Raw genomic sequence first — 19,194 nt, forward strand, 5'->3', positions numbered from 1 at the left:
AGGAGTAGCAAGTGGCAATTCTCACATCGACCATGCCAACCCTGATCGACAAGTTCAGTCGTCAGGACGGCACCCAGAAGATCATGAAGATCGTCGAGCTGATGGCAAAGCAGAACGACATTCTCATGGACGCCGAGTACATGGAGTGCAACGACGGCTCCAAGCACAAAACCACCATGCGCTCGGGTATCCCTGAGCCGGCCTGGCGGATGTTTAACCAGGGCATCCAGCCGAGCAAATCGACCACCGTACCGGTTCTGGACACCACCGGCATGATGGAAGACTACGGGGTCGTCGACAAAGCGTTGGCGGACCTCAGTGGCAACGCTGATGCGTTTCGTGCCTCGGAGAACATTGCGAAGCTGCAGGGGTTCAACAACAAGGCTTCGCGTTACATGTTCTACGGCAACACGGCTAGCGAGCCACAGGCGTTCCTGGGCATGGCTCCACGCTACAACGACCTGAGTGCGGAATCTGGCGAAAACGTTGTGAACGCCGGCGGCACCGGGTCGACCAACGCCTCGATTTGGTTCATCACCTGGGGCGAACTGGCGACCCACCTGCTGTACCCGAAGGGCAGCGTCGCTGGTTTCCAACACCGCTTCCTGGGTGAGCAAACGGTCAGGGACGAAGATGGTGGCGATTACCAGGCCTATCGCGATCACTTCAAATGGGATATCGGCATGTCCTGCCGAGATTGGCGCGCCAACTCTCGTGTTGCCAACATCGATGTCAGCCAGTTGACCAAGGACGCATCCGCCGGGGCTGACCTCATTGATCTGATGATTGATGCCTACTACCGCATCCAAAACCCGATGCAGGGTGAAGGCAAGACCATCATCTACTGCAACCGCACCATGCAGACCTTCCTGCATAAGCAGGCAATGAACGCCAAGAACGTCAACCTGACCCTGGGTGAATACGCTGGCCGCAAGATCCCGGAGCTGCTGGGCATCCCGATCAAGCGTTGCGACGCCCTGCTCAACACCGAATCCCGCGTGGTCTAAGGAGATCATCATGCTTTTCGACAAGAAACTGCTGATGTCGAGCGCCCAGGCGATCACCGCCTCTGCGGCTTCGACCAACGTCATCGACCGAGGCGACCAAAAGGATGTGGGGCGCGCTGGCGATATCCCGCTGTGCATTCAAGTGGTTGAGGCATTCAACACACTCACCAGCCTCACCATCGAAATGCAGACCGACGACAATTCTGCGTTCAGTTCGCCGCGCATCCTGTTCTCCATCGTGGTCCCGCTGGCCGATCTTAAGCTTGGCTATCAGACTCCCATCATCACTTTGCCGAAGAAAACCGAGCGGTTCCTGCGCTTGAACTACACCGTGACCGGCACCGCGCCAACCACTGGCAAGGTCACCGCCGGCGTAGTAGCAGGGGTGCAGACCAATGGCTGAGTATCAAGTGCTGGAACGCTCTTTTATCAACGGGCGACTCTACGAGCCAGGCGCTGTGATTGTCCTGGAGATTGACTCCCCAGGCTCCAATCTGAAGCCACTCAGCCTGCCCCATATGACCAGGCACGCGGCCGCCACCGGCAGCCAGGGCGGCAGTGCTTCACAGCCTGCCTTCACCGTGAAGCACAACGGGGGTGGCCGCTGGGTTGTCATCGATGCCACCGGCGAGAAGGTCGGTGACTTCGTGGGCGCGAGCAAGGACGACGCCCAGGCCGAAGCAGATCGACTGATCGCTGGTGGTGAGCCGCACGTGAAACCCGCCGACACCGCCACCGGCAGCCAGGGCGGCGCTGCTGTCGACGATGGCGGCAACCCAGACGATGACGACGACGGCCCGGACGCCTGATTCGACATCCCCCACCAAGGGCCCTTCGGGGCCCTTTTTCATGGAGCCAGATTCATGTCCTCGGTAATCGACATCTGCAACATGGCGATCTTCCGCATCGGCAACGGCGCCCGTATCGATGACCTGGAAGAGAACAGCCAACCAGCCCGCATCTGCAAGCAGTTCTACGAGAGCAGTCGCGACTACGTGCTGCGCGCCGACTGCGACTGGGGGTTTGCCACAGCCTTTGTTCAATTGGCCGAAGTCGTCGACAACCCGAGCCCCGAATACAGCCATGCGTATGCCGTTCCTACCGACTGCATGCGCGTTCGCCGAATTGTGAACCCAGGCTGGCCGCAGGGCGCATGGCCCGCCGGCCTGGACTGTAATGCACCGCAGGTCCAGCGCATCCCGTTCCGTATCATCAACGGCGCCAGTCAGCGCCTGATCAGCACCAGCGTGTCGCCGGCAACCCTCGAGTACACCCTGAAGGTTGAGTCGCCGGAAATGTTCGACCCGATCTTCGTTTCGGCCCTGGCCTGGTACCTGGCCAGCCAGATCGCAGGGCCTCTCGCAAAAGAGGCATCGATCGCCCAGGCGTGCAAAGCCGAATACCAGGACGAGGTCCGCATGGCTGCTGCCGCCTCGCTCAATGAGGGCGTGACGCAGTATCAGGGTGAATCCTCATTCATCACGGGGCGCGGAGCATGACCGAAGTCATTCAGCCCTCATTCGCCGCCGGCGAGATTTCCCCGGCCACCTATGCCCGGGTCGACCTGGGTCGGTATTACACGGCGCTCAAGACCTGCAGGAACTTCGTTGTGCTGCCAGAAGGCGGCGCGCAGAACCGCGCTGGCACCCGCTACATCACTGAAGTGAAATCCAGCAACGCCCGCACGCGGTTGATTCCCTTCCAGTTTTCGACCGAGCAGACCTATATCCTTGAGTTCGGCAACCTGTACATACGCTTCATCAGCAATGGTGGCCAGGTTGTGAGCGGGGCAGTTCCATACGAAATTGCCACCCCGTACACCACCGCCCAGTTGCCGGGATTGAAGTTCACACAGTCGGCTGACGTGCTGACGATCGTTCACCCGGACCACGCGCCACGCGAGCTGGCGCGCCTGGCACCCACGTCCTGGACTTTGACCACGATCAAGTTCGAGCCAGCAATTGCTGCACCAACAGGCCTCACCGCAGCGCCCCGTGCTGGCGGAACTGAGGACACCACGTCCTACCAGTACAAGGTGACGGCAGTCAGCGGCATCGCGGCAGGATCGGTTGAGTCCTGGGCAAGCAACACGGCCACCGTAAACAGCTGGGACAACAAACCTGGCGCCACCCTTTCGTGGACGGCAGTAGCTGGCGCCGATCACTACAACGTCTACAAGAACAAATCGTCCGGCGTGTTCGGGTTCATCGGTCAATCGGCCGGCACAACCTTCAACGACATCAACATCACGCCGGCAACCGACAACACCGTGCCGATTGGCTACAACCCGTTCGCCGATGGCAACAACCCGTCGGTGGTTGGCTACTATCAGCAGCGCATGACCTTCGCCGCGAGCCGGGCCAACCCGCAGACGGTCTGGATGTCCCGCACTGGTGACTTCCACAACTTCGGCTATTCCGACCCGAACAAGGACGATGACGGCATCGAGTTCGTCATTGCCAGCCGGCAGGTCAACCAGATCCGTCACCTGGTGTCGCTGCGCGAGCTGCTGGCATTGACCTCTGGTGCCGAGATCACAATCACTGGCTCCAGCGATTCTGGGGTCACGCCGGCGAATGTCTCTGCCGTCGAGCAGAGCTACTTCGGCTGCAGCGAGGTTCTGCCGGCCATCTACGCAAACACCGCGCTGTACATCCAGGCCCGTGGCGGGAAGCTGTCGACCCTGGCCTATAACTACGTGTCGGACGGTTTCCAGCCCCAGGACGTGAGTGTGCTGTCGTCGCACCTGCTGCGTGGCTTCACCATCCAAGACCAGGCCTTTGCTCTGGCGCCCAACGGCGTGCTGTGGATGGCCAGGAACGACGGCATGCTGGTGGGCTTCACCTTCCTGCCTGATCAGGAGGTTTATGGCTGGAGCTGGCACGACACCGATGGCCAGGTCGAGTCTGTCGCCAGCGTCCCGGAAGGTGACGAAGATGCGCTCTACCTGGTAGTTAGGCGCACGATCAACGGCGTGACGAAGCGCTACATCGAGCGGATGGCCACCCGGCAGCTGACCAAGTGGGGGAGTGGCGACTACTGGTTTGATCGTGCTTTCTTCGTCGATTGCGGCCTGACGTACGACGGGCGTCGCACCGGCACCGCGGTGCTGACCGGTGGCACCGACTGGAAATACCCGAGCCCACTGACCCTCACTGTGGGCGGGTCGACGTTCGAGGCCGGGATGGTTGGACGTAGTGTGATCATGTACGGCGCGGGTACCGAAACGTCAATCGGCGACCTGCTGACAGTCAAGATCATCGGCTACACATCACCCACGGTCGTTACTGTCGAGCCGCAGACGGTGGTGCCTCAGTCGCTGCGTGGCAAGTCCGCAACCCGCTGGGGTCTGGCCGTGACGACCGTGACGGGGTTGGATCACCTGGAGGGCAAGAAGGTGAGCGCCCTGGGTGATGGCAACGTGATTCCGCAGGCGGTCGTAACCGGTGGTTCGATTTCGCTCGATGGTCCAACGCTGGTCGTCCACGTAGGCCTTCCGATCACCGCCGACTTCGAAACCCTGGACATCACCCTGCAGAACAACCAGGCATTCCTCGGGGCGAAGAAGAAAATCAACCAGGTTGTGGTCTTGTGCCAGGAAAGCCGGGGCATCTTTGCCGGCCCTGACGCCGATCACCTGGACGAGTTCAAGCAGCGCGCGGGTGAGAACTACGGCGAGCCCATCGAACTGCTGACCGGCCGGGCCGAAATGGATGTGCAATGTCAGTGGGACTCATACGGGCGGCTGTTGATTCGCCAATCCGACCCTCTGCCGCTGACCATCCTGGGGGTCATTCCGAATGTCCAGTCCGGCGGCTGAAATGTTGCCGGTTGATGACCGGCTGATCGCCGAAGTACTTGCGGCCGTGCGGCCGGAAGACCGGCTTGAGTTCGAGAGCCTGCGCGGGCTGAGCGTAGAGGCCGAGCTTCGCGATTCTGTGGCCAGCAGCATCACCCCCCGGGCTTATGTCGTCGACGGCAGGGTCGTGGCGATGTTCGGCGACATCAAGTACGACGAACGCATCGGTGTGCCGTGGCTCATCAGCACCAGCGCAATTGACCAGCACCGCCGGGCATTCCTCATCGAGTGCGACCGCGAGGTTGCCGCCATGCGCCAGCGCCACCAGGTGCTGATCAACTACACCGATGCTCGCTACACCAAGGCCTTGCGCTGGCTGCGCTGGCTCGGTTTCCACATGCATGAGGCCGTGCCCTATGGGGTCAACGGCGAGTTGTTCCATCCAATGACATTGAGGGGGTTCTGATGGGCGCAGCAGCAGGTGCTGGCGCAGCAGCAGGTGGTGGCCTGCTGAGCGCGTATTCCCAGATCCAGGCCGGCAAGGACTCGGTGAAGGCCGCCAAGCGCCAGCAGCGGTACCTGAACGAGCAGGCCGGCGACGTGATCAACCAAGGTGACTTCGCCGCGGACCTGACGAACGAGCAAGGCCGGCAGACAGCGGCAAGCCAGCGGGCCGGCTTCGCAGGCAATGGCGTTGTGGTGGGCGAGGGCTCTGCCGGCCGGGTAGAGCAGAGCACGCTCGACATGTCGAGACAAGATGCGGACCAGTTGCGTCGCAACGCCTTCAACCAGGCCATGGGTCTGGTAACCCAGGGGAACGAAGAGATGCGCCAGGCCAAGGCCAATCAACGCACGTCACGCCTCAACGCCTTCGGCTCGCTGCTCACCGGCGGCGGCCAGGCCTACAGCATGTACAGCAGGGGCTGACCATGGCGAGAATTCCAGATTACCAACGCCGCGTCGGGCCGGAGGCAGTTGCCGCCCCGCGCGTTGCGCAGGCATCGACCGATGCGTCTGGCCTTGGTCGAGGGTTGTCGAGCCTGGCCGGCGACTTGGATCAGGTCTACCAACGCGAGGTCCAGGACGCGAACCAAACGGCGCTGCTCAACGCCGACAATCAGCTCGGCACCTGGCAAAACAAGGCCCTGTACGATCCTGAGAATGGAGCGTTTACCCGCAAGGGCAGTGCTGCCTTGAACATCAGCCAGTCTGTGCTGGGCGAGTTCGACAAGCAGCAGCAGGCGATCTATGACGGCCTGGCCAGCGAACAGCAGCGCCAGATGTTCCGCCAAGCTTCGCTGCAGCGTCGAACCAGCCTTGAAGGCAAGCTCGGCACCTACGAGTTTCGCGAGCAGCAGGCCTACAAGGATGACGTCGACAAGTCGTCAATTCAGCTCTCGCTGGACAGTGCAGCGCTGAACTACAACGACCCGCAGGCCATCGAGCAGAACCGGGCCAAAATGGACGCGGTCATCCAGGCACGCGGAGCTCGCAACGGCTGGTCTCCAGAGGAGCTGCAGGCGCAGCGCCAGCGCATGAACAGCACCCTTTCCCAGTCGGTGATACAGCGCATGCTGGTGGACTCACCACAGAAAGCGAAGGGGCTGTACGAGCAATTCAAAGGCGGCATGACGGCCGAAGATCAGATTCGGGCCAGCAACGGCATTGACCAAGGCTTCAGGCGTCAGGAAGCAGAATCCCGGCAGCGCCAAGTTGAGGCGCGCCAGCTTCAGGCCATTGCCCGGGTAGAGCTGCAGTCGCGTGTTCAGGATGCCCAGTCCGCATACCTTCAGGGGTTCGAATTCGACAACCCGCCGAGCCGTGCCGACTTCAACGCGGCATACGGCGATAAGGGCGGACAGGCCTATGAGTCGTTCGCAAAGGTTCAGGCAGTTGCGCCTGCCATCCGCGAATTCGCCACCGCAACGCCCGCAGAGCGCCAGCAGATCCTTGCTCGTTTTAATCCAGCACCTGCGCAGCAGGCGGGGCCAACCTATGGGCCGAAAGCGGAAGGACTGCTGGAGCAGGGCAATATCGATCTGAACAGCAGGCCAAAGGTGAAGAACCCCGATGGATCGATCAGTACGGTCCGCTCGATGTCGGTCAACTTTGACGGCCAAGAGGTACTGTTGCCCACCGTGAGCGAAGATGGCCGCATCATGAGCGACCAGGAGGCGATCGACACCTACCTGAAGACGGGTCGAAACCTGGGCAAGTTCGACACTCCGGAGAACGCCACGGCTTATGCAGAGGCCTTGCATGAGGACCAGGCAAAGCAATATGCCAACGGCAGACCAGTGGCGGGCAGAGGATTTGCCGAAGACGACCAGCTCTACCGGCGGCTGGCGACCGTTGCCACCGGCCTCATGAAACAGCAGCAGGCGGATCCCGCTGCATACGCTGCGACCTACAGCAGTCCTGTCCGCGAAGCCTTTGCAGCAGCCCAGCAGGCCGGAACGCCAGAGGCCTACAAGGCATATGCCGACGCCACCATTGCAGAGCAGCGCCGCTTAGGCGTCCAGGCCCCAAGGCTTCTCCCGGATGCAGCGGCGGACCAAATAGCTGCTGGCTTCAACAGCCAGGTGGCCGGCGGCGAGAGCGCCGCCACATTGATCGAGCAGCAGCAGGCGCAGTGGGGGGCAAACTTTCCGCTGATCGCGCAGCAGCTCGGCAAGAAACTACCGCCAGAAGCACAGGTGATCGCCACCGGCCTGCCGAAAGATGTTGCTGAGCGCATGGCGTCGGTCGCCTCGCTCAGTGAGGCTGAGCTGAAAAAGGGCCTGGAAAAAGGGGTGGCGACCAACGTGGAGGCCGCAGTCCAGTCCAGCATGGCGCCCTTCGCGCAGTCGCTGCAGGGGCAGGTCGGTGGTATCGAGACGTTCAACACCATGTACCAGGCAGCCAACAAGGCGGCCCTGTCCTACGTTCGCCAAGGCATGGCGCCGGACAAGGCCGCCCAGCGGGTGGTGAACGGCATGGTGAACGACAAGTATGAATTCTTCGGCACCTACCGAGTGCCCAAATCACTTGATACCGCCGCAGTGAAGCGTGGCGCCAGCCAGGCGCTGGAAAGCATCAGCGCTGACGACCTGATGCTGCTGCCTGGGATCCGTGGCGTTCCAGACGACGTGAACCTTGAGCAACTGCGCGAAGCTGTGATCGATGGCGGCCAGTGGGTGCCGAACAACGACGAGTCGGGTCTATCGCTAACGCTCAACGGGTATCGCCTGCTCGGCAAGGATGGCAAGCCGATCACCAGAACCTGGGATGAACTGACAGAGCAGGGGCTGCAACAGCGGGATAGCAGTGCATCGCAGATCGGTCGCGTGCGCGGCCTGGGGATCAACAATTGACTATTTATGCAGGCGATGCCCCGGCGCTTGACCAGCGCACGCTACTGGACGTGCCGGCGAACAGCGGGGATGTGTTCGGCGCGGCATTCGACGAGGCGTTCTCGACCAACCCCAGCACGTCGGCGTTTCGCCTGGAAGAGCTGAACCAGCAAGAGCAAGGTCGCGCCGTCGTCATGGGCCCGGAATCATACTTCGCGCCAAATGCCGGCCGGCTTGAGCCTGAGACGCCCTTGCTGGGCGCCGAGCAGGCGCGCGAGCAGGTTGCAGGGGCAGGGCTCGACATCAAGATCCCCGACCAGGGCATTCGCCAAGGAGCGCTGGAGGTCTTGATCGAGCGGCATCGCGAGCAGTTGGCGCGCCAGCAGATCATGGCCAGGGCGGGCGGTGGCAACATGCCAACCCAGATTACAGCCAGCCTTGCTGCATCCCTGCTCGATCCGCTCAACATTGCTTCGGCCTTTGTGCCTGTTGTTGGCGAGGCGCGGTACGCCCGCTTGCTGGCAGGCGCCGCTACACCAATGGGGCGGGCAGCAGTGCGTGGTGGTGTTGGCGCTGTGGAGGGTTCGGTCGGCGCTGCCATAGTTGAGCCGCTACCGCTGCTGGCTGCCCAGGCTGATCAGACCGAGTATGGACTTTCCGACTCTCTGGCCAACATCGCACTTGGTGGGGTACTTGGTGGTGGCCTGCACTCCATTGGTGGCGCGGTGAGTGATGCACTTCGCCGCCGGCTTGCCACCGAAGCTACGCCGGTCGATACCGCCCTGAGTGCTGGTGCACCCGCTCGGTCGGGTGATTCAGGTAGGGGCATGGATCTCGCCCGCCTGTTCGATGAAGACCCTGAAGCTGCGCTGCGCTCTGGCCTCGCCAGGCAACTCGATACCGACCGAGCTGTGCTGTATCGGTCGGCCGAGCAGCAGGCGCTGGACGAAATCAGGCCTGCACTTACCGGCGAGCGCGTTGGCAATGTTGCTGACCTCAAGGCCGAGCGGGTAGGTCTTGTGGCTCAGGATATGGCCCTTGACGCAACTTATCGCGACCGGGCGAAGGCGTTGCAGGGCGAACGCCTGACCCGCAAGCAGGCAGAGCGAGCAGCCCGCGACGCCATAGCGGTAGAGCGCGAACAAATTCGCGCGCGCACCAGCGAGATCGACACCCTGCTGGAGCGTAACCGGGCCGGCGAGCTGGATCGCCGCGACGCAGGAATGATTGAGCGGGGGCAAGTTCCAGAGCGCTTACAGCCGCAGGTACAGGCCAGGGCCAGGCAGATCATGCAGGGCTACCAGCAGCGCCCGCTGGGCGCAGCCATCCGCACTGCTCGTGAAACCGCCGAGGGAGCAGATTGGACCATTCGCGAGAATGCCCTTCGCACCGCCGTGGCCCAGGCTATGAGCGGGCGGGAGATCGATGTAGCCAAGCTGTTCGAGCTGGAGGATCCCGCCAAGGCAGCCAGTGCTCTGGAGTACTTGAAGCGTCCGCAGGGCCGCCGCATTGACCCAGAAGGGCAAGTCGAGAGCCGGCGCATCGATGGGCAGCCGAAGTCGGTCGATGATCTTGAAGACGCGCGGGCGGCCTTAGCCGAGGACGAAGCGCTGGCGCGAGAGATGCTTGAGCAGTTGCCAGCCGATCAGCGCGCCCAGGTTGAGGCGCTGGGTCGAGACGAAATGGCAGCGGCAGATGCAGAAGCCGCGAAGGCCCAACAATACGCCAAGGCCTATCGTGCCGCGGCCATCTGCGAACTGGGGAGAGGTTGATGGCACTTCCATCGGGAATCAGCCCATGCGCCGACGCGGTCAGGGCCGCAGCCGGCGACATGGAGCCGAACGAGATTCAGGAAATATTCCAGCTTCTGCGCGGGCGAACCCAGGAGATCATCGCGCGCGAAGGAGCTCTGGGCAGCGAGCAGGCTTACCTTCGTGCGGCTGACGAGCTGGCCAAGCAGGCCGAACATGCCGCCATCATTGAGCGGCGAAACGCGCTGATCAACGTGCGAGCCCGTGCACGGCTGGTGGCCTTCGTCCGCGATCAGTTCGCCGACCGTCCAGACCTTGGTGTCGAGTCGTTCCTGGTCGGTACCAACTTGGCGCGCCAGGGCTCCCGGTTATCGGTCGCTGCCGAGCAGAAGGCGCTGGGTGACGCCTACATTGGAGGAATGCTGGCCGATCTGGACCGCGCCGACCTGACCGCCGTGCTTGCCCGGGGCGACTCCGACCAAGACATCGCCGATGCGCTCTGGCGGGTTGGCCGTGACCTCGAGACCAAGGACCTGAACCCGCAGGTGGTCGAGATTGCCCGAATCATCCAACGCTACCAGGAGGGGGCCCGCATCGATGCCAACCGTGCCGGCGCCAGCATCGGAAAGATGCCTGGCTACATCGCCCGCCAGAGCCACGACAGCGAGAAGATTGGAGTCGCTGGCTTCGAGCGCTGGGCTGAAGAGATTCTGCCGCGCTTGGACCAGGCTACCTTCCGCGAAGGTGGCGACCCCATGGCATTCCTCAAGGGGGTCTACGACGGCCTGGTCTCCGGTGATCACCTCAAGTCACCAACAGGCCAGCAGCCGAACGGGTTCAGGGGGCCGGCCAATCTGGCCAAGAAGATCAGCCAAGATCGCGTCCTGCACTTCAAGGATGGCGTGGCCTGGCATGAGTACAACCAGCTCTTCGGCACAGGCAACCTGCGCGAGGCTGTGCTACGTGGGCTGGATCTATCGGGGCAGAACACGGCGATGATGCGCCGCCTCGGCACCAATCCAGAGGCCAACTTGAACATGGCCATGGACGTGATCAAGGAGGATGTGCGGAAGACTGGCGATCCTACGGCTCTTGCCAACTTCAACACCGCTCGGCGCGGTGTAATCGAGAACCGATTCAAGGAAGTCAGTGGCCAAACGCGCATTCCAGGTAATGCGACACAGGCCCGGGTGGCGGCCAACGTCCGCGCATGGCAGTCCCTGTCGAAGCTCGGCGGCGCGCTTCTGTCCAGCTTCACTGACCTGCCGGTGGCCGCCAGCGAGATGAAGTATCAGGGGCGGAGCTTTCTTGGCAGCCTGGCAGAGATGGGCGCCGGCCTACTGAAGGGCAGGGGCAGCGCTGAGCAGCGCCAGATACTGTCCTCCTACGGTGTTTTCGCCGACTCGATGCGCGGGGAGATCATGCGCCGGTTCTCCGCCGACGACTCGGTGGGCGGCAAGATGTCCCGCGGCATGAGTCACTTCTTCCGACTGAACGGTCTGTCCTGGTGGACTGACGCCAACAAGGCCAGCGCCGGCCTGATGATGGCGCACAACTTGGCTCAGAACAAAGGCAAGGGTTGGGGCTCCTTGAATTCTGACTTCAAGCGCGCCCTGGGCCTGTACGACCTGGACGCTGGCAAGTGGGACTTGCTGCGCGAAATGGATATGCGTATGGCCGATGGCCGCGAGTACATGACCCCAGACGGGGTTGCGGCGATCAGTGACGAGCGCATAGGCCAGTACCTTGCAGAGCGCAATCGCCCAGTGTCGGAAGGCGCTATTCGCGAAGCCCGCCAAGACCTTGAGCGCAGTCTGCGCGCCTACGTCAACGATCGGGTGACCTATGCAGTGCTGGAGCCGGACGCCCGCACACGCTCGATCATGAACCAGGGCACCCAGCCCGGTACCGTCCCGGGTGACCTGCTGCGCTTCATCACCCAGTTCAAGAGCTTCCCGGCCGCCTACATGCAGAAGACACTCGGTCGCGACCTGTATGGCCGCGGGTATACCCCGACGGCCCTGGGCAATGATTTCCGTGGCGGGCGAGACCTGGTGCAGGCGCTGCGCAACGGCAACGGCGAGCGACTGGCGTTGGCACAACTGATCTTGTGGACCACGGCTTTCGGCTACCTGTCGACCGCATCGAAGGACGTCACAAAAGGGCGTGAGCCTCGTCCGGCCGATGATCCCAAGACCTGGCTGGCGGCGATGGTGCAGGGCGGCGGACTGGGTATCTTCGGCGACTACCTGTTCGGTGAGGCCAACCGCTTCGGCAACACGGCGCTCGAGTCAGCCGCAGGGCCTGCCCTGGGCACCGCCGCCGACCTGATCAACCTCTGGGCCAGGGCCAAGGAGGGTGACGACACTGCAGCATCAGCGCTTCGCCTGGCTCAAAACAACACACCGTTCATGAACCTGTTCTACGCGCGAATCGCGATGGATCACCTGTTCATGTTCTCGGTGCAGGAAGCACTAAACCCTGGGTCGCTGCGAAGGACCGAGGATCGAATCCGCCAGGAGAACGGACAAGAGTTCCTGGTCAGGCCATCACAGAGCTATCAAGACCCGCTGGGTATCGCCAGGTAACAACCAAGCATCCCAACAGTGAGCCCCGTCAAGTGCGGGGCTTTCGCATTTCTGGAGCATAGAAAATTGACCGTATCGACTACTGATAGCATTCAAACTTTCAACGGGAACGGGGCGACAGTTTTCCCGTTCGGCTTCCGCTTTCTGGATGCCACTCACCTTGTCGTAACGCGGATCAACATTTATGGGGATAACCACACCCTTGTCCTTGGGCCTGACTACACGGTCACTGGCGCCGGGGCGCAAAATGGTGGGTCCGTTATCCTGACCGCTCCGCTCCTGGTTGGAGAGCGGCTGGTGGTATCGAGAGTGGTGCCAATCGTTCAGCCTACCGATCTGCGGAACCAGGGGAAATACCTGGCCGAGACCCATGAGACTGTATTCGATCGTTTAACGATGATTGATCAGCAGAGTGAAAGCCAGCTGGGTAGGGCGCTTCGAGTTCCAGATTCGGACCCCGAGCCTGAGCGCTTGCCGGGAGCATCTTCTCGAGCAAACAAGGTGATGGGCTTCGACAACGAGGGGAACCCCATCGGCGTGCTCCCGTCCTCTGGGTCTGGAACCGAACTTGCCATTGACCTGGCGAACAATGCGGACTCTGCCAAGGGTTCAGCGATGATCGGCCACAACGGCACAACTGTCCGATCTAAGCTTATCGAGCACGATACGTACATATCTGATCTGCGCTCTGAAACATCTGTCGGATTCGCACGCCAGAATGCGTATTCGACCAAAGGGCACTTATCTGTAAATGGTAATCTGGCGGCTCAAAACCCTTGGGGTCTACGATGCATCAATGTCTTTGGAGACTCTATAAGCTTTGGTGCGAACTGCACGAATATCGAGCGTGATAGTTACATCGGATTGTTGAAGAAGATGCTCAACATTGAATTTGGTCAGTCCAATATAGGGCTGTTAAATATCATCTCAGGTTCTGGTTCACCTTCAGATCCATTTAATCAGTACTTCAGCACTTCTGGTAGTCAGACCGGCACCTGGACTTCTCTGACCAACGCAGCGGCGCAGCATATCCCCTTTGGTTTTGCACTTCAGTCGGTAGTTCCAGGTAGTACTCAGAATTTGAAAGCACCGCTAAGTCAGAGATATATGAGGGTCTGGTACGACGGCACAGTTACTGGAGAGATTGAAGTTGTAATCAATAGTGTTGTAGTGCAAACAATCACCACGAATAGCGCAGGGACTGGTTACGACCGAGGCCCGGCGATGGAGCTAGGAAACCTTGTCGCTTCGAATCAAGGTGTCGTTAAATTCACATTGCGCTGTAAGTCTGGGACCATCCGCCTTACAGGTCTTGAGTTCACTAACGACACGACTGGAAATAGCTTCAGGGTTAACAATTTCAGCCGGGATGGTCGCGCAGGTCGGTATGTAGGTCAGGATGTGATCAACAAAGCGAGCGCCGGCTGCTACGCATTTATCTGGGCCCTTGCCACGAACGACATTACAAACTACGACGAGGCGGCACAGGCCGCGTACGACCAACGGATCGATTGGATTATTACCGCCGCATCGCAAAATAGAACAAAAGTTGTGTTCATCGACTTCCTCTACAACATGCCATACAGCCACGGCCTGCGGGTTTCTTTGCGGAGGGGTGCGGCAAGCGTCCCGAACGCCATATTGATCGAAGCGGACCAGGTGTGGACGGTTTCGGGTGCGCAGTACACCGAAGCAGAACGGAACCAGCGTGGTCTGTCGCTCGGCGTGCACCCGGAGGAAATTGGTCACCGCCTGATCGCGGAGACGCTGGCCCAGCGGCTTGGCCTGTCCTGCACTTCGAAGAAACAAGCAGTTCTGCGTGATCCGATGTGGAAAGCGCTCGACATGAGCGGCAGCGGGTTTGCAAATAACTCGACGATCCCCGGACGCTTCACTGGCTATCGCATCAGCGACCACTGCATTGAGATAGTCGTCAACCTAGCTACTGTTCCGGCTGTACTCACCACGTTGGGCACTATCCCCGTTGAGGATTTCCCCGGCTTTGCTGGTGCCAACTTCAAGTCTAACCCTGACCCAACTGGCAAAAATGGACTTTTCACTATCACCTCAAGCGGCGCCGTCGTTTATCGGCCTGACCCGACTATCACAGGGGCTCCCACGGTTTGCTCGCTTTATGCGACAATCCCATATCACGATGCAACAAACTGGTTCTGAGCAGGGTGTATGAAGCGGTTATTTTTTGGAATAGGGATGTTTCTTGCCGCTTCATATAGCGCGCATGGCAGTGATGTAAAAACGGAGGCCGCCGTCGTCGGTGACTCCGTTTTTATCCGATCCGAGTTCGGCCCCAACAGATACATGATTCGAAAGATCGACATCAAGAGCTTTGGTCGCGGGAACCAAGTAATAAACTTCGCCGGTGCTCGTATAGTCTCGTCGGTAGGTGATGTCGCATTCGATCGTGGATACGTCGTCTCACAGGAGCAAGATGATATTTCTCCTGTCAAATTCAATGGCACATACATCGGTGCAAATCACGGCGCATTCTTCGCTACGCGCGTACCGGTCAACCAAAAAATTCAGGTTGATAGCGCCTGGAAAGATGCGGATGGCACGAAATTCCGAGTAGTTTCAACTGATAATCAGTCAGCCACATTTATTTCTGAGGAGCAGGGCGAGAAAGGCAGCTGGCAGTTCAAGCTGGCAGCGCGCGGAAGTCTTTCCGAGGTTGACGGCTCTCAATCCATAGCCATCGAAGGCCAATCCCAGGCCCAGGTTTACCCCTCTGTGCAGCGCCTATACAGGTCTGTGAGTGCCGGAATGTTTCGCAGCTTGGGCAAGGAATTCCGTCCCGTTCCGAAGCTGACCGTCAGCGAGTCCTACGAACTTCTCTCGCCTACACCCGATAAGAGTGCGGTGGCTAGGGTAACAGTTCGCTATACCTTCATGGGCAGCGACACCCTTGTTCATACAACGGTGAAGGCCTACCAGGAACTCCGATCATTCTCAATGCCTGGTGCTCAGGGTGGCCCTATTAACTACCAGAACACCAGATTGATGCAGAGAGTGGGAGATGGGGCGTGGATTGATATTACCGATCCTCCAGAGCCTTTTCGCTCGTATGGACTCCAGTCTTCGCAAAAGATTGCGTGGTCTACCTTTAAATTTGGCCAGACAATTGGTGTTCAGCGTGCCACTCTGAACGGCGATGTTATTTCGCTGGCGGGGGTGGTCGATATATCGTCATCTCGAAAGCAGTATCCGATAGCTGTAGAGAAACTTACGATGGCGCCAGGCGATGTTTTGAAAGTTGATTCATACCGAAGATATTGGACTGGAGATGAGCCACCAGTCGCCCATTAGTCGAACATAAATTCAAGCCCGCCTCGCGCGTTTTTTTGGATGTAGAAAACGCATGTCCATCACCACGCAACCACCTGCAATGCCATCGCTGCCCAGCAGCGCCAGACAGGAGCCTCTGCCGTCGTGGTGCTCGGGGGATTGCTTGAAGACGCTGACAGAATGGCGGGCAGCTGCGCAGCAGCGCTTGAGCGAAGTCGAATAGCGGGGCTGGCGTGTGAGGCGGTTATTGACGGCATCCAGAGGCCGTGAGAAACACCGGCAGTGCTAGACCGCAGTGCTGCCTTTTACTGTCCAAAAAATGACCAACTCAATGGTCATCCTTCCTTTCTTGCTGAATTTTTGCTTTAGCAAATCTTCAAGCGTCCTAAACGCCCAGTAATCATTGGGCCCCTTCGTTTAATCGACCCGATCCATCATCGGTGCAACAGAAAACCTCCTGACTACCGTATTGCCTGGGGTTGTTGGGTTTTCCGCTTGAATCTGTTGCATTTCTGTATCTCTGATTGATGCCGAATTATTCCGGTTCTTGCTGGTTTTGCTTTGCTTGTCGCTACAAGGTGAGCAACCTCAAACAGTCATATAGCAAAGCCCCATGGGAACCATCACGCAGAGCAAGCGCAAGGACGGATGGACAGCGAATATTGTGCAGATCCGGAACGTAAAAAAGGGTGAGACAGTCTATCAGGAAAGCCAAGCGTTCGACCGGAAGGCGACGGCCCAGATCTAGATCAGGAAGCGTTCGGCGTGCTCATTCGGGAGCCCGGCCCCGCCGATCGGGCACAGCCATATCAGCGCACCGGTCAGGCAGCAGCCGGAGAGCTTAAGAATTGTCATGATGGTGACCTCAGTAGGGGACGCACTTATCGCATGCGGCTGTCCAGCCTGGGGTTCCGCATCCCGAGCAGGGTTCGGTTTCTGGCGTGCCGCGCTCGTCCGGGTGGCTGTGCAGGTCGTAAGCGCTCCATAAACCCCCACTGAACTCAATATGGGTGGGGCGCTCAGCTAGGCGATGCGGGTGAGTAGTTCCACGGCAGCAAGGCTTCGTAATCTTCAACCGATGTCGCCGTTGAAAGGTGTTCGAGTGCATGGCGCAGCCACGCATAGGGCTCCTGGCCGTTGGCTTTGGCAGTCTCGACCAGGCTGTAAAGTTGAGCACTGGCTTTCGCGCCCTTGGGCGTGTCGCTAAACAGCCAGTTCTTCCTTCCGATCACGAAGGGGCGGATTGCGCGTTCGGCGGTGTTGTTGTCGAGTGGCAGGTAGCCTTCTTCGACGTATCGCTCTAGCTTGCTCCAGTTACTGGCGAGGTAATTGATGGCTTTGCCCAGGGCATTCTGAGCGGTGACCTGTGGCTGCGTCTTTTCGATCCAACTTTTCAACTGAGCCAGTATCGGCAGGCTTTTTTCGTGACGACCGATCTGACGTGCAGTGTCGCCGCAAGCTTTTAGGTCGCGTTCGATGCCGTAAAGCTTGTTGATCAGATTCAGCGCAATATCTGCGCGCCCCGTTTTACCTTTGGGCTACACTTTCTGTGCTTCAACGAATTTGCGACGCGCATGACCCCAGCATCCTAAACGCTCAACTCCAGCTTGAGCGCCCAGTGCGTTGTAACCGCCATGATCATCGGTCATGACGTAACCGCGATAGCCTTCGAGCAGGCGCGTCGGCACCTCCTGCGCTCGACTGGTGGAGTATTCAAAAAGGATCACCGGCTTATCGGGTGGGCCGCCGGTTTGCACCCACATCCACGACTGGCTGCTTGGCTCGCGGTCAGGCTCTTTCAACACTTGTACCCGCGTTTCATCGCAATGGATGACTTGGCTGGCCAATAGGCTGTCACGCATTAAATTCAGCAATGGCTGGAAGTGCTCGCCGCACTGGACAACCCAGCGAGCCAAGGTTTGGCGCGGGATATCGATGCCGTGGCGACCTAATACTTTTTCAAATCGATGAAGCGGCAAGCCGTCCACATATTTGGTGGTCAGCCACATCGCCAGAACGCTCGGGCTGGCCATGCTTTTTTCAATCAACTGAGCTGGCTTGTCCGCAGTGACCGGAGCGGCTTCGCAGTCACGGCAACCATAGACTTTGCGGACGTGTTTGATGACACGGATCTGCATCGGGACGATTTCAAGCTGCTCGCTGATCTCCTCGCCGATGGCATGCTTGCGGCAGCCGCAGGTGCAAGTCAGCTCATGTTCGGGCAGTTCGTGGATGACCTCGATGCGCGGAAGGTCAGCGGGCTGCAGCTTGCGCTTGCCACGGCGCTTGACGGGTGCGACGACCTCTTCTTCAGTGTCTTCGTCGGCAACGTCGGCGATGCTTTCTGCTTCATTGAAAAGGGCTAGCTGAGGCGTAGCAGGATCAGCTGTCTGCTCGGACTTGCGTCCGAACAAGCGCTGGCGCAGCAGCGCGTTTTCTTCTTCAAGAAAACCGACCCGCGACTGCATCTTCGCAAGCATCTGCTTGAGAAGTTGAAGATCGTCAGGGAGGTTTTCGGGCACAGAATTCATGCCCTGGATTATACAGAATCAGGCCACGAATCGCGGCGTCAAAACCTGATGAGGACGGTTACGCCAGAGGTCAAAACCGTCGAGCATCCAGTTGAGTTCCTGGACAGTCAGGACAATCGCTTCATCCGTCACGTCGGGCGACGTTTTGAAGCGCTCGGACTCCAGACATTTGATCCAAAGGCAGAAGCCGTTGCGTTCCCAGTACAAGATCTTCACGCGGTTACGTGGTTTGTTGAGGAAGACAAAAAGCACGGGGTCAAACACCGCGACCTTGATAGCCAGTTCGACCAACGCAGCCAGGCCGTCAATGGGTTTCCGGAAGTCGACGGGTTTGGGGTAGAGATAGACTTTTTCGACCTTAGCGTCGGGACGCATCATAGCGGCGGGCTCCAGAAAGAAATCGGGAGCACAGCATCCGGGATCAAGCGGCGGCTTTGAATGTGGGGTTCATGGAGCGCTTACTTTTGGTTCCGCGTTTGGTACCGTTTCAGAGAGGTATATTTACCAAGCGGTTGATAGGACGTACCCATTATAAATCGCCGTGTCTCAATTCCGCATGGCAGCGATCAGGGGGCGTAAGGGGACGATGGCAGTAGATCCGCAACCGCGACAAGGAGCTAGCCTACCAAGAGAACTGGACATTCGTTCACAAGCAAGCTATCCGGGAAGGAAGATATGCCGTTGAGCCGTCGATCGGTAGTAGGGCAAGGCTGAGTTAACTGGTGAACATGAATTGGTCACCAGCTGCGCTGTGGAGAGCTGTTCTGATGCTGGCCTGCCATAGGGAGTGCGTAGGCTTCTGTGCTTCGTGAAAGTAGCGCCGAACAGAGTCATTTGGTCAATCGCGGGTTCGAGTGTGCTCAGAGACTTGCTGATCTGGGTC

Annotated in this window: 13 protein-coding genes and 2 pseudogenes; 13 read left to right on the plus strand and 2 right to left on the minus strand. The window is 59.5% G+C overall.

Going from position 1 to position 19,194, the window contains the following annotated elements; genetic code table 11:
* Window positions 1-11 precede the first annotated feature (11 nt).
* The 13 genes and pseudogenes from NJH59_RS02725 to NJH59_RS02785 all read left to right on the plus strand — a co-directional run.
* The gene (locus tag NJH59_RS02725; protein WP_253086344.1) at window positions 12-1,007 is read left to right on the plus strand and encodes a major capsid protein; all 996 of its coding nucleotides are present in this window, start codon (window positions 12-14) and stop codon (window positions 1,005-1,007) included.
* A 10-nt stretch (window positions 1,008-1,017) separates the two neighbouring features.
* Window positions 1,018-1,410 carry a Bbp16 family capsid cement protein gene (locus NJH59_RS02730; RefSeq protein WP_253086345.1) on the plus strand — a complete coding sequence of 131 codons (393 nt, stop codon included), beginning with the start codon at window positions 1,018-1,020 and terminating at the stop codon, window positions 1,408-1,410.
* Window positions 1,411-1,525: 115 nt separating this feature from the next.
* Complete coding sequence (locus NJH59_RS02735) at window positions 1,526-1,816, plus strand: hypothetical protein (RefSeq protein ID WP_253086346.1); 291 nt, start codon at window positions 1,526-1,528, stop codon at window positions 1,814-1,816.
* Window positions 1,817-1,870: 54 nt separating this feature from the next.
* Window positions 1,871-2,506, plus strand: coding sequence for a hypothetical protein (locus tag NJH59_RS02740; RefSeq protein ID WP_253086347.1), 636 nt, complete (start codon window positions 1,871-1,873; stop codon window positions 2,504-2,506).
* Window positions 2,503-4,827, plus strand: a complete 2,325-nt coding sequence (locus NJH59_RS02745) for a hypothetical protein (protein WP_253086348.1) — start codon at window positions 2,503-2,505, stop codon at window positions 4,825-4,827. Before NJH59_RS02740 ends, NJH59_RS02745 begins: the two co-directional genes overlap by 4 nt.
* Before the next feature lies 1 nt (window position 4,828).
* Complete coding sequence (locus tag NJH59_RS02750) at window positions 4,829-5,272, plus strand: hypothetical protein (RefSeq protein WP_253086349.1); 444 nt, start codon at window positions 4,829-4,831, stop codon at window positions 5,270-5,272.
* Window positions 5,272-5,733, plus strand: coding sequence for a hypothetical protein (locus tag NJH59_RS02755; RefSeq protein WP_253086350.1), 462 nt, complete (start codon window positions 5,272-5,274; stop codon window positions 5,731-5,733). The genes NJH59_RS02750 and NJH59_RS02755 overlap by 1 nt, the downstream gene beginning before the upstream one ends.
* Before the next feature lie 2 nt (window positions 5,734-5,735).
* A complete protein-coding gene (locus tag NJH59_RS02760; protein WP_253086351.1) occupies window positions 5,736-8,159 on the plus strand; it encodes a hypothetical protein in 2,424 nt (807 codons plus the stop codon).
* Complete coding sequence (locus NJH59_RS02765) at window positions 8,156-9,910, plus strand: hypothetical protein (RefSeq protein WP_253086352.1); 1,755 nt, start codon at window positions 8,156-8,158, stop codon at window positions 9,908-9,910. The genes NJH59_RS02760 and NJH59_RS02765 overlap by 4 nt, the downstream gene beginning before the upstream one ends.
* On the plus strand, window positions 9,910-12,477 hold the full coding sequence (locus NJH59_RS02770) for a hypothetical protein (protein WP_253086353.1): 2,568 nt from the start codon (window positions 9,910-9,912) through the stop codon (window positions 12,475-12,477). The genes NJH59_RS02765 and NJH59_RS02770 overlap by 1 nt, the downstream gene beginning before the upstream one ends.
* Before the next feature lie 66 nt (window positions 12,478-12,543).
* Complete coding sequence (locus NJH59_RS02775) at window positions 12,544-14,652, plus strand: hypothetical protein (protein WP_253086354.1); 2,109 nt, start codon at window positions 12,544-12,546, stop codon at window positions 14,650-14,652.
* A 9-nt stretch (window positions 14,653-14,661) separates the two neighbouring features.
* Entirely contained in the window at window positions 14,662-15,801 is a 1,140-nt protein-coding gene (locus NJH59_RS02780; RefSeq protein ID WP_253086355.1) for a hypothetical protein, read from the plus strand.
* 72 nt (window positions 15,802-15,873) lie between these two features.
* A pseudogene (locus NJH59_RS02785) lies at window positions 15,874-16,050 on the plus strand (DUF2514 family protein); the annotation flags it as partial.
* A gap of 749 nt (window positions 16,051-16,799) precedes the next feature.
* On the opposite strand, the pseudogene NJH59_RS02795 reads toward NJH59_RS02785, so the two are convergent.
* Both NJH59_RS02795 and tnpB read right to left on the minus strand, forming a co-directional pair.
* Window positions 16,800-18,311: pseudogene (locus tag NJH59_RS02795) on the minus strand (IS66 family transposase).
* Between the two features lie 18 nt (window positions 18,312-18,329).
* Window positions 18,330-18,689 (minus strand): IS66 family insertion sequence element accessory protein TnpB, encoded by a 360-nt coding sequence (tnpB, locus tag NJH59_RS02800; protein ID WP_253086356.1) that lies wholly within the window; start codon window positions 18,687-18,689, stop codon window positions 18,330-18,332.
* Between the last annotated feature and the right edge of the window lie 505 nt (window positions 18,690-19,194).

Origin of the sequence: Pseudomonas sp. VE 267-6A (assembly GCF_024126555.1) — a bacterium.
GTDB lineage: Bacteria > Pseudomonadota > Gammaproteobacteria > Pseudomonadales > Pseudomonadaceae > Aquipseudomonas > Aquipseudomonas palmensis.

Bases quoted from the DNA above. Each gene is read 5' to 3' on its own strand.
- NJH59_RS02730 (WP_253086345.1), top strand. From the start codon at position 1,018: ATGCTTTTCGACAAGAAACTGCTGATGTCGAGCGCCCAGGCGATCACC.
- NJH59_RS02735 (WP_253086346.1), top strand. From the start codon at position 1,526: ATGACCAGGCACGCGGCCGCCACCGGCAGCCAGGGCGGCAGTGCTTCA.
- NJH59_RS02740 (WP_253086347.1), top strand. From the start codon at position 1,871: ATGTCCTCGGTAATCGACATCTGCAACATGGCGATCTTCCGCATCGGC.
- NJH59_RS02745 (WP_253086348.1), top strand. From the start codon at position 2,503: ATGACCGAAGTCATTCAGCCCTCATTCGCCGCCGGCGAGATTTCCCCG.
- NJH59_RS02750 (WP_253086349.1), top strand. From the start codon at position 4,829: ATGTTGCCGGTTGATGACCGGCTGATCGCCGAAGTACTTGCGGCCGTG.
- NJH59_RS02755 (WP_253086350.1), top strand. From the start codon at position 5,272: ATGGGCGCAGCAGCAGGTGCTGGCGCAGCAGCAGGTGGTGGCCTGCTG.
- NJH59_RS02760 (WP_253086351.1), top strand. From the start codon at position 5,736: ATGGCGAGAATTCCAGATTACCAACGCCGCGTCGGGCCGGAGGCAGTT.
- NJH59_RS02770 (WP_253086353.1), top strand. From the start codon at position 9,910: ATGGCACTTCCATCGGGAATCAGCCCATGCGCCGACGCGGTCAGGGCC.
- NJH59_RS02780 (WP_253086355.1), top strand. From the start codon at position 14,662: ATGAAGCGGTTATTTTTTGGAATAGGGATGTTTCTTGCCGCTTCATAT.
- tnpB (WP_253086356.1), bottom strand. From the start codon at position 18,689: ATGATGCGTCCCGACGCTAAGGTCGAAAAAGTCTATCTCTACCCCAAA.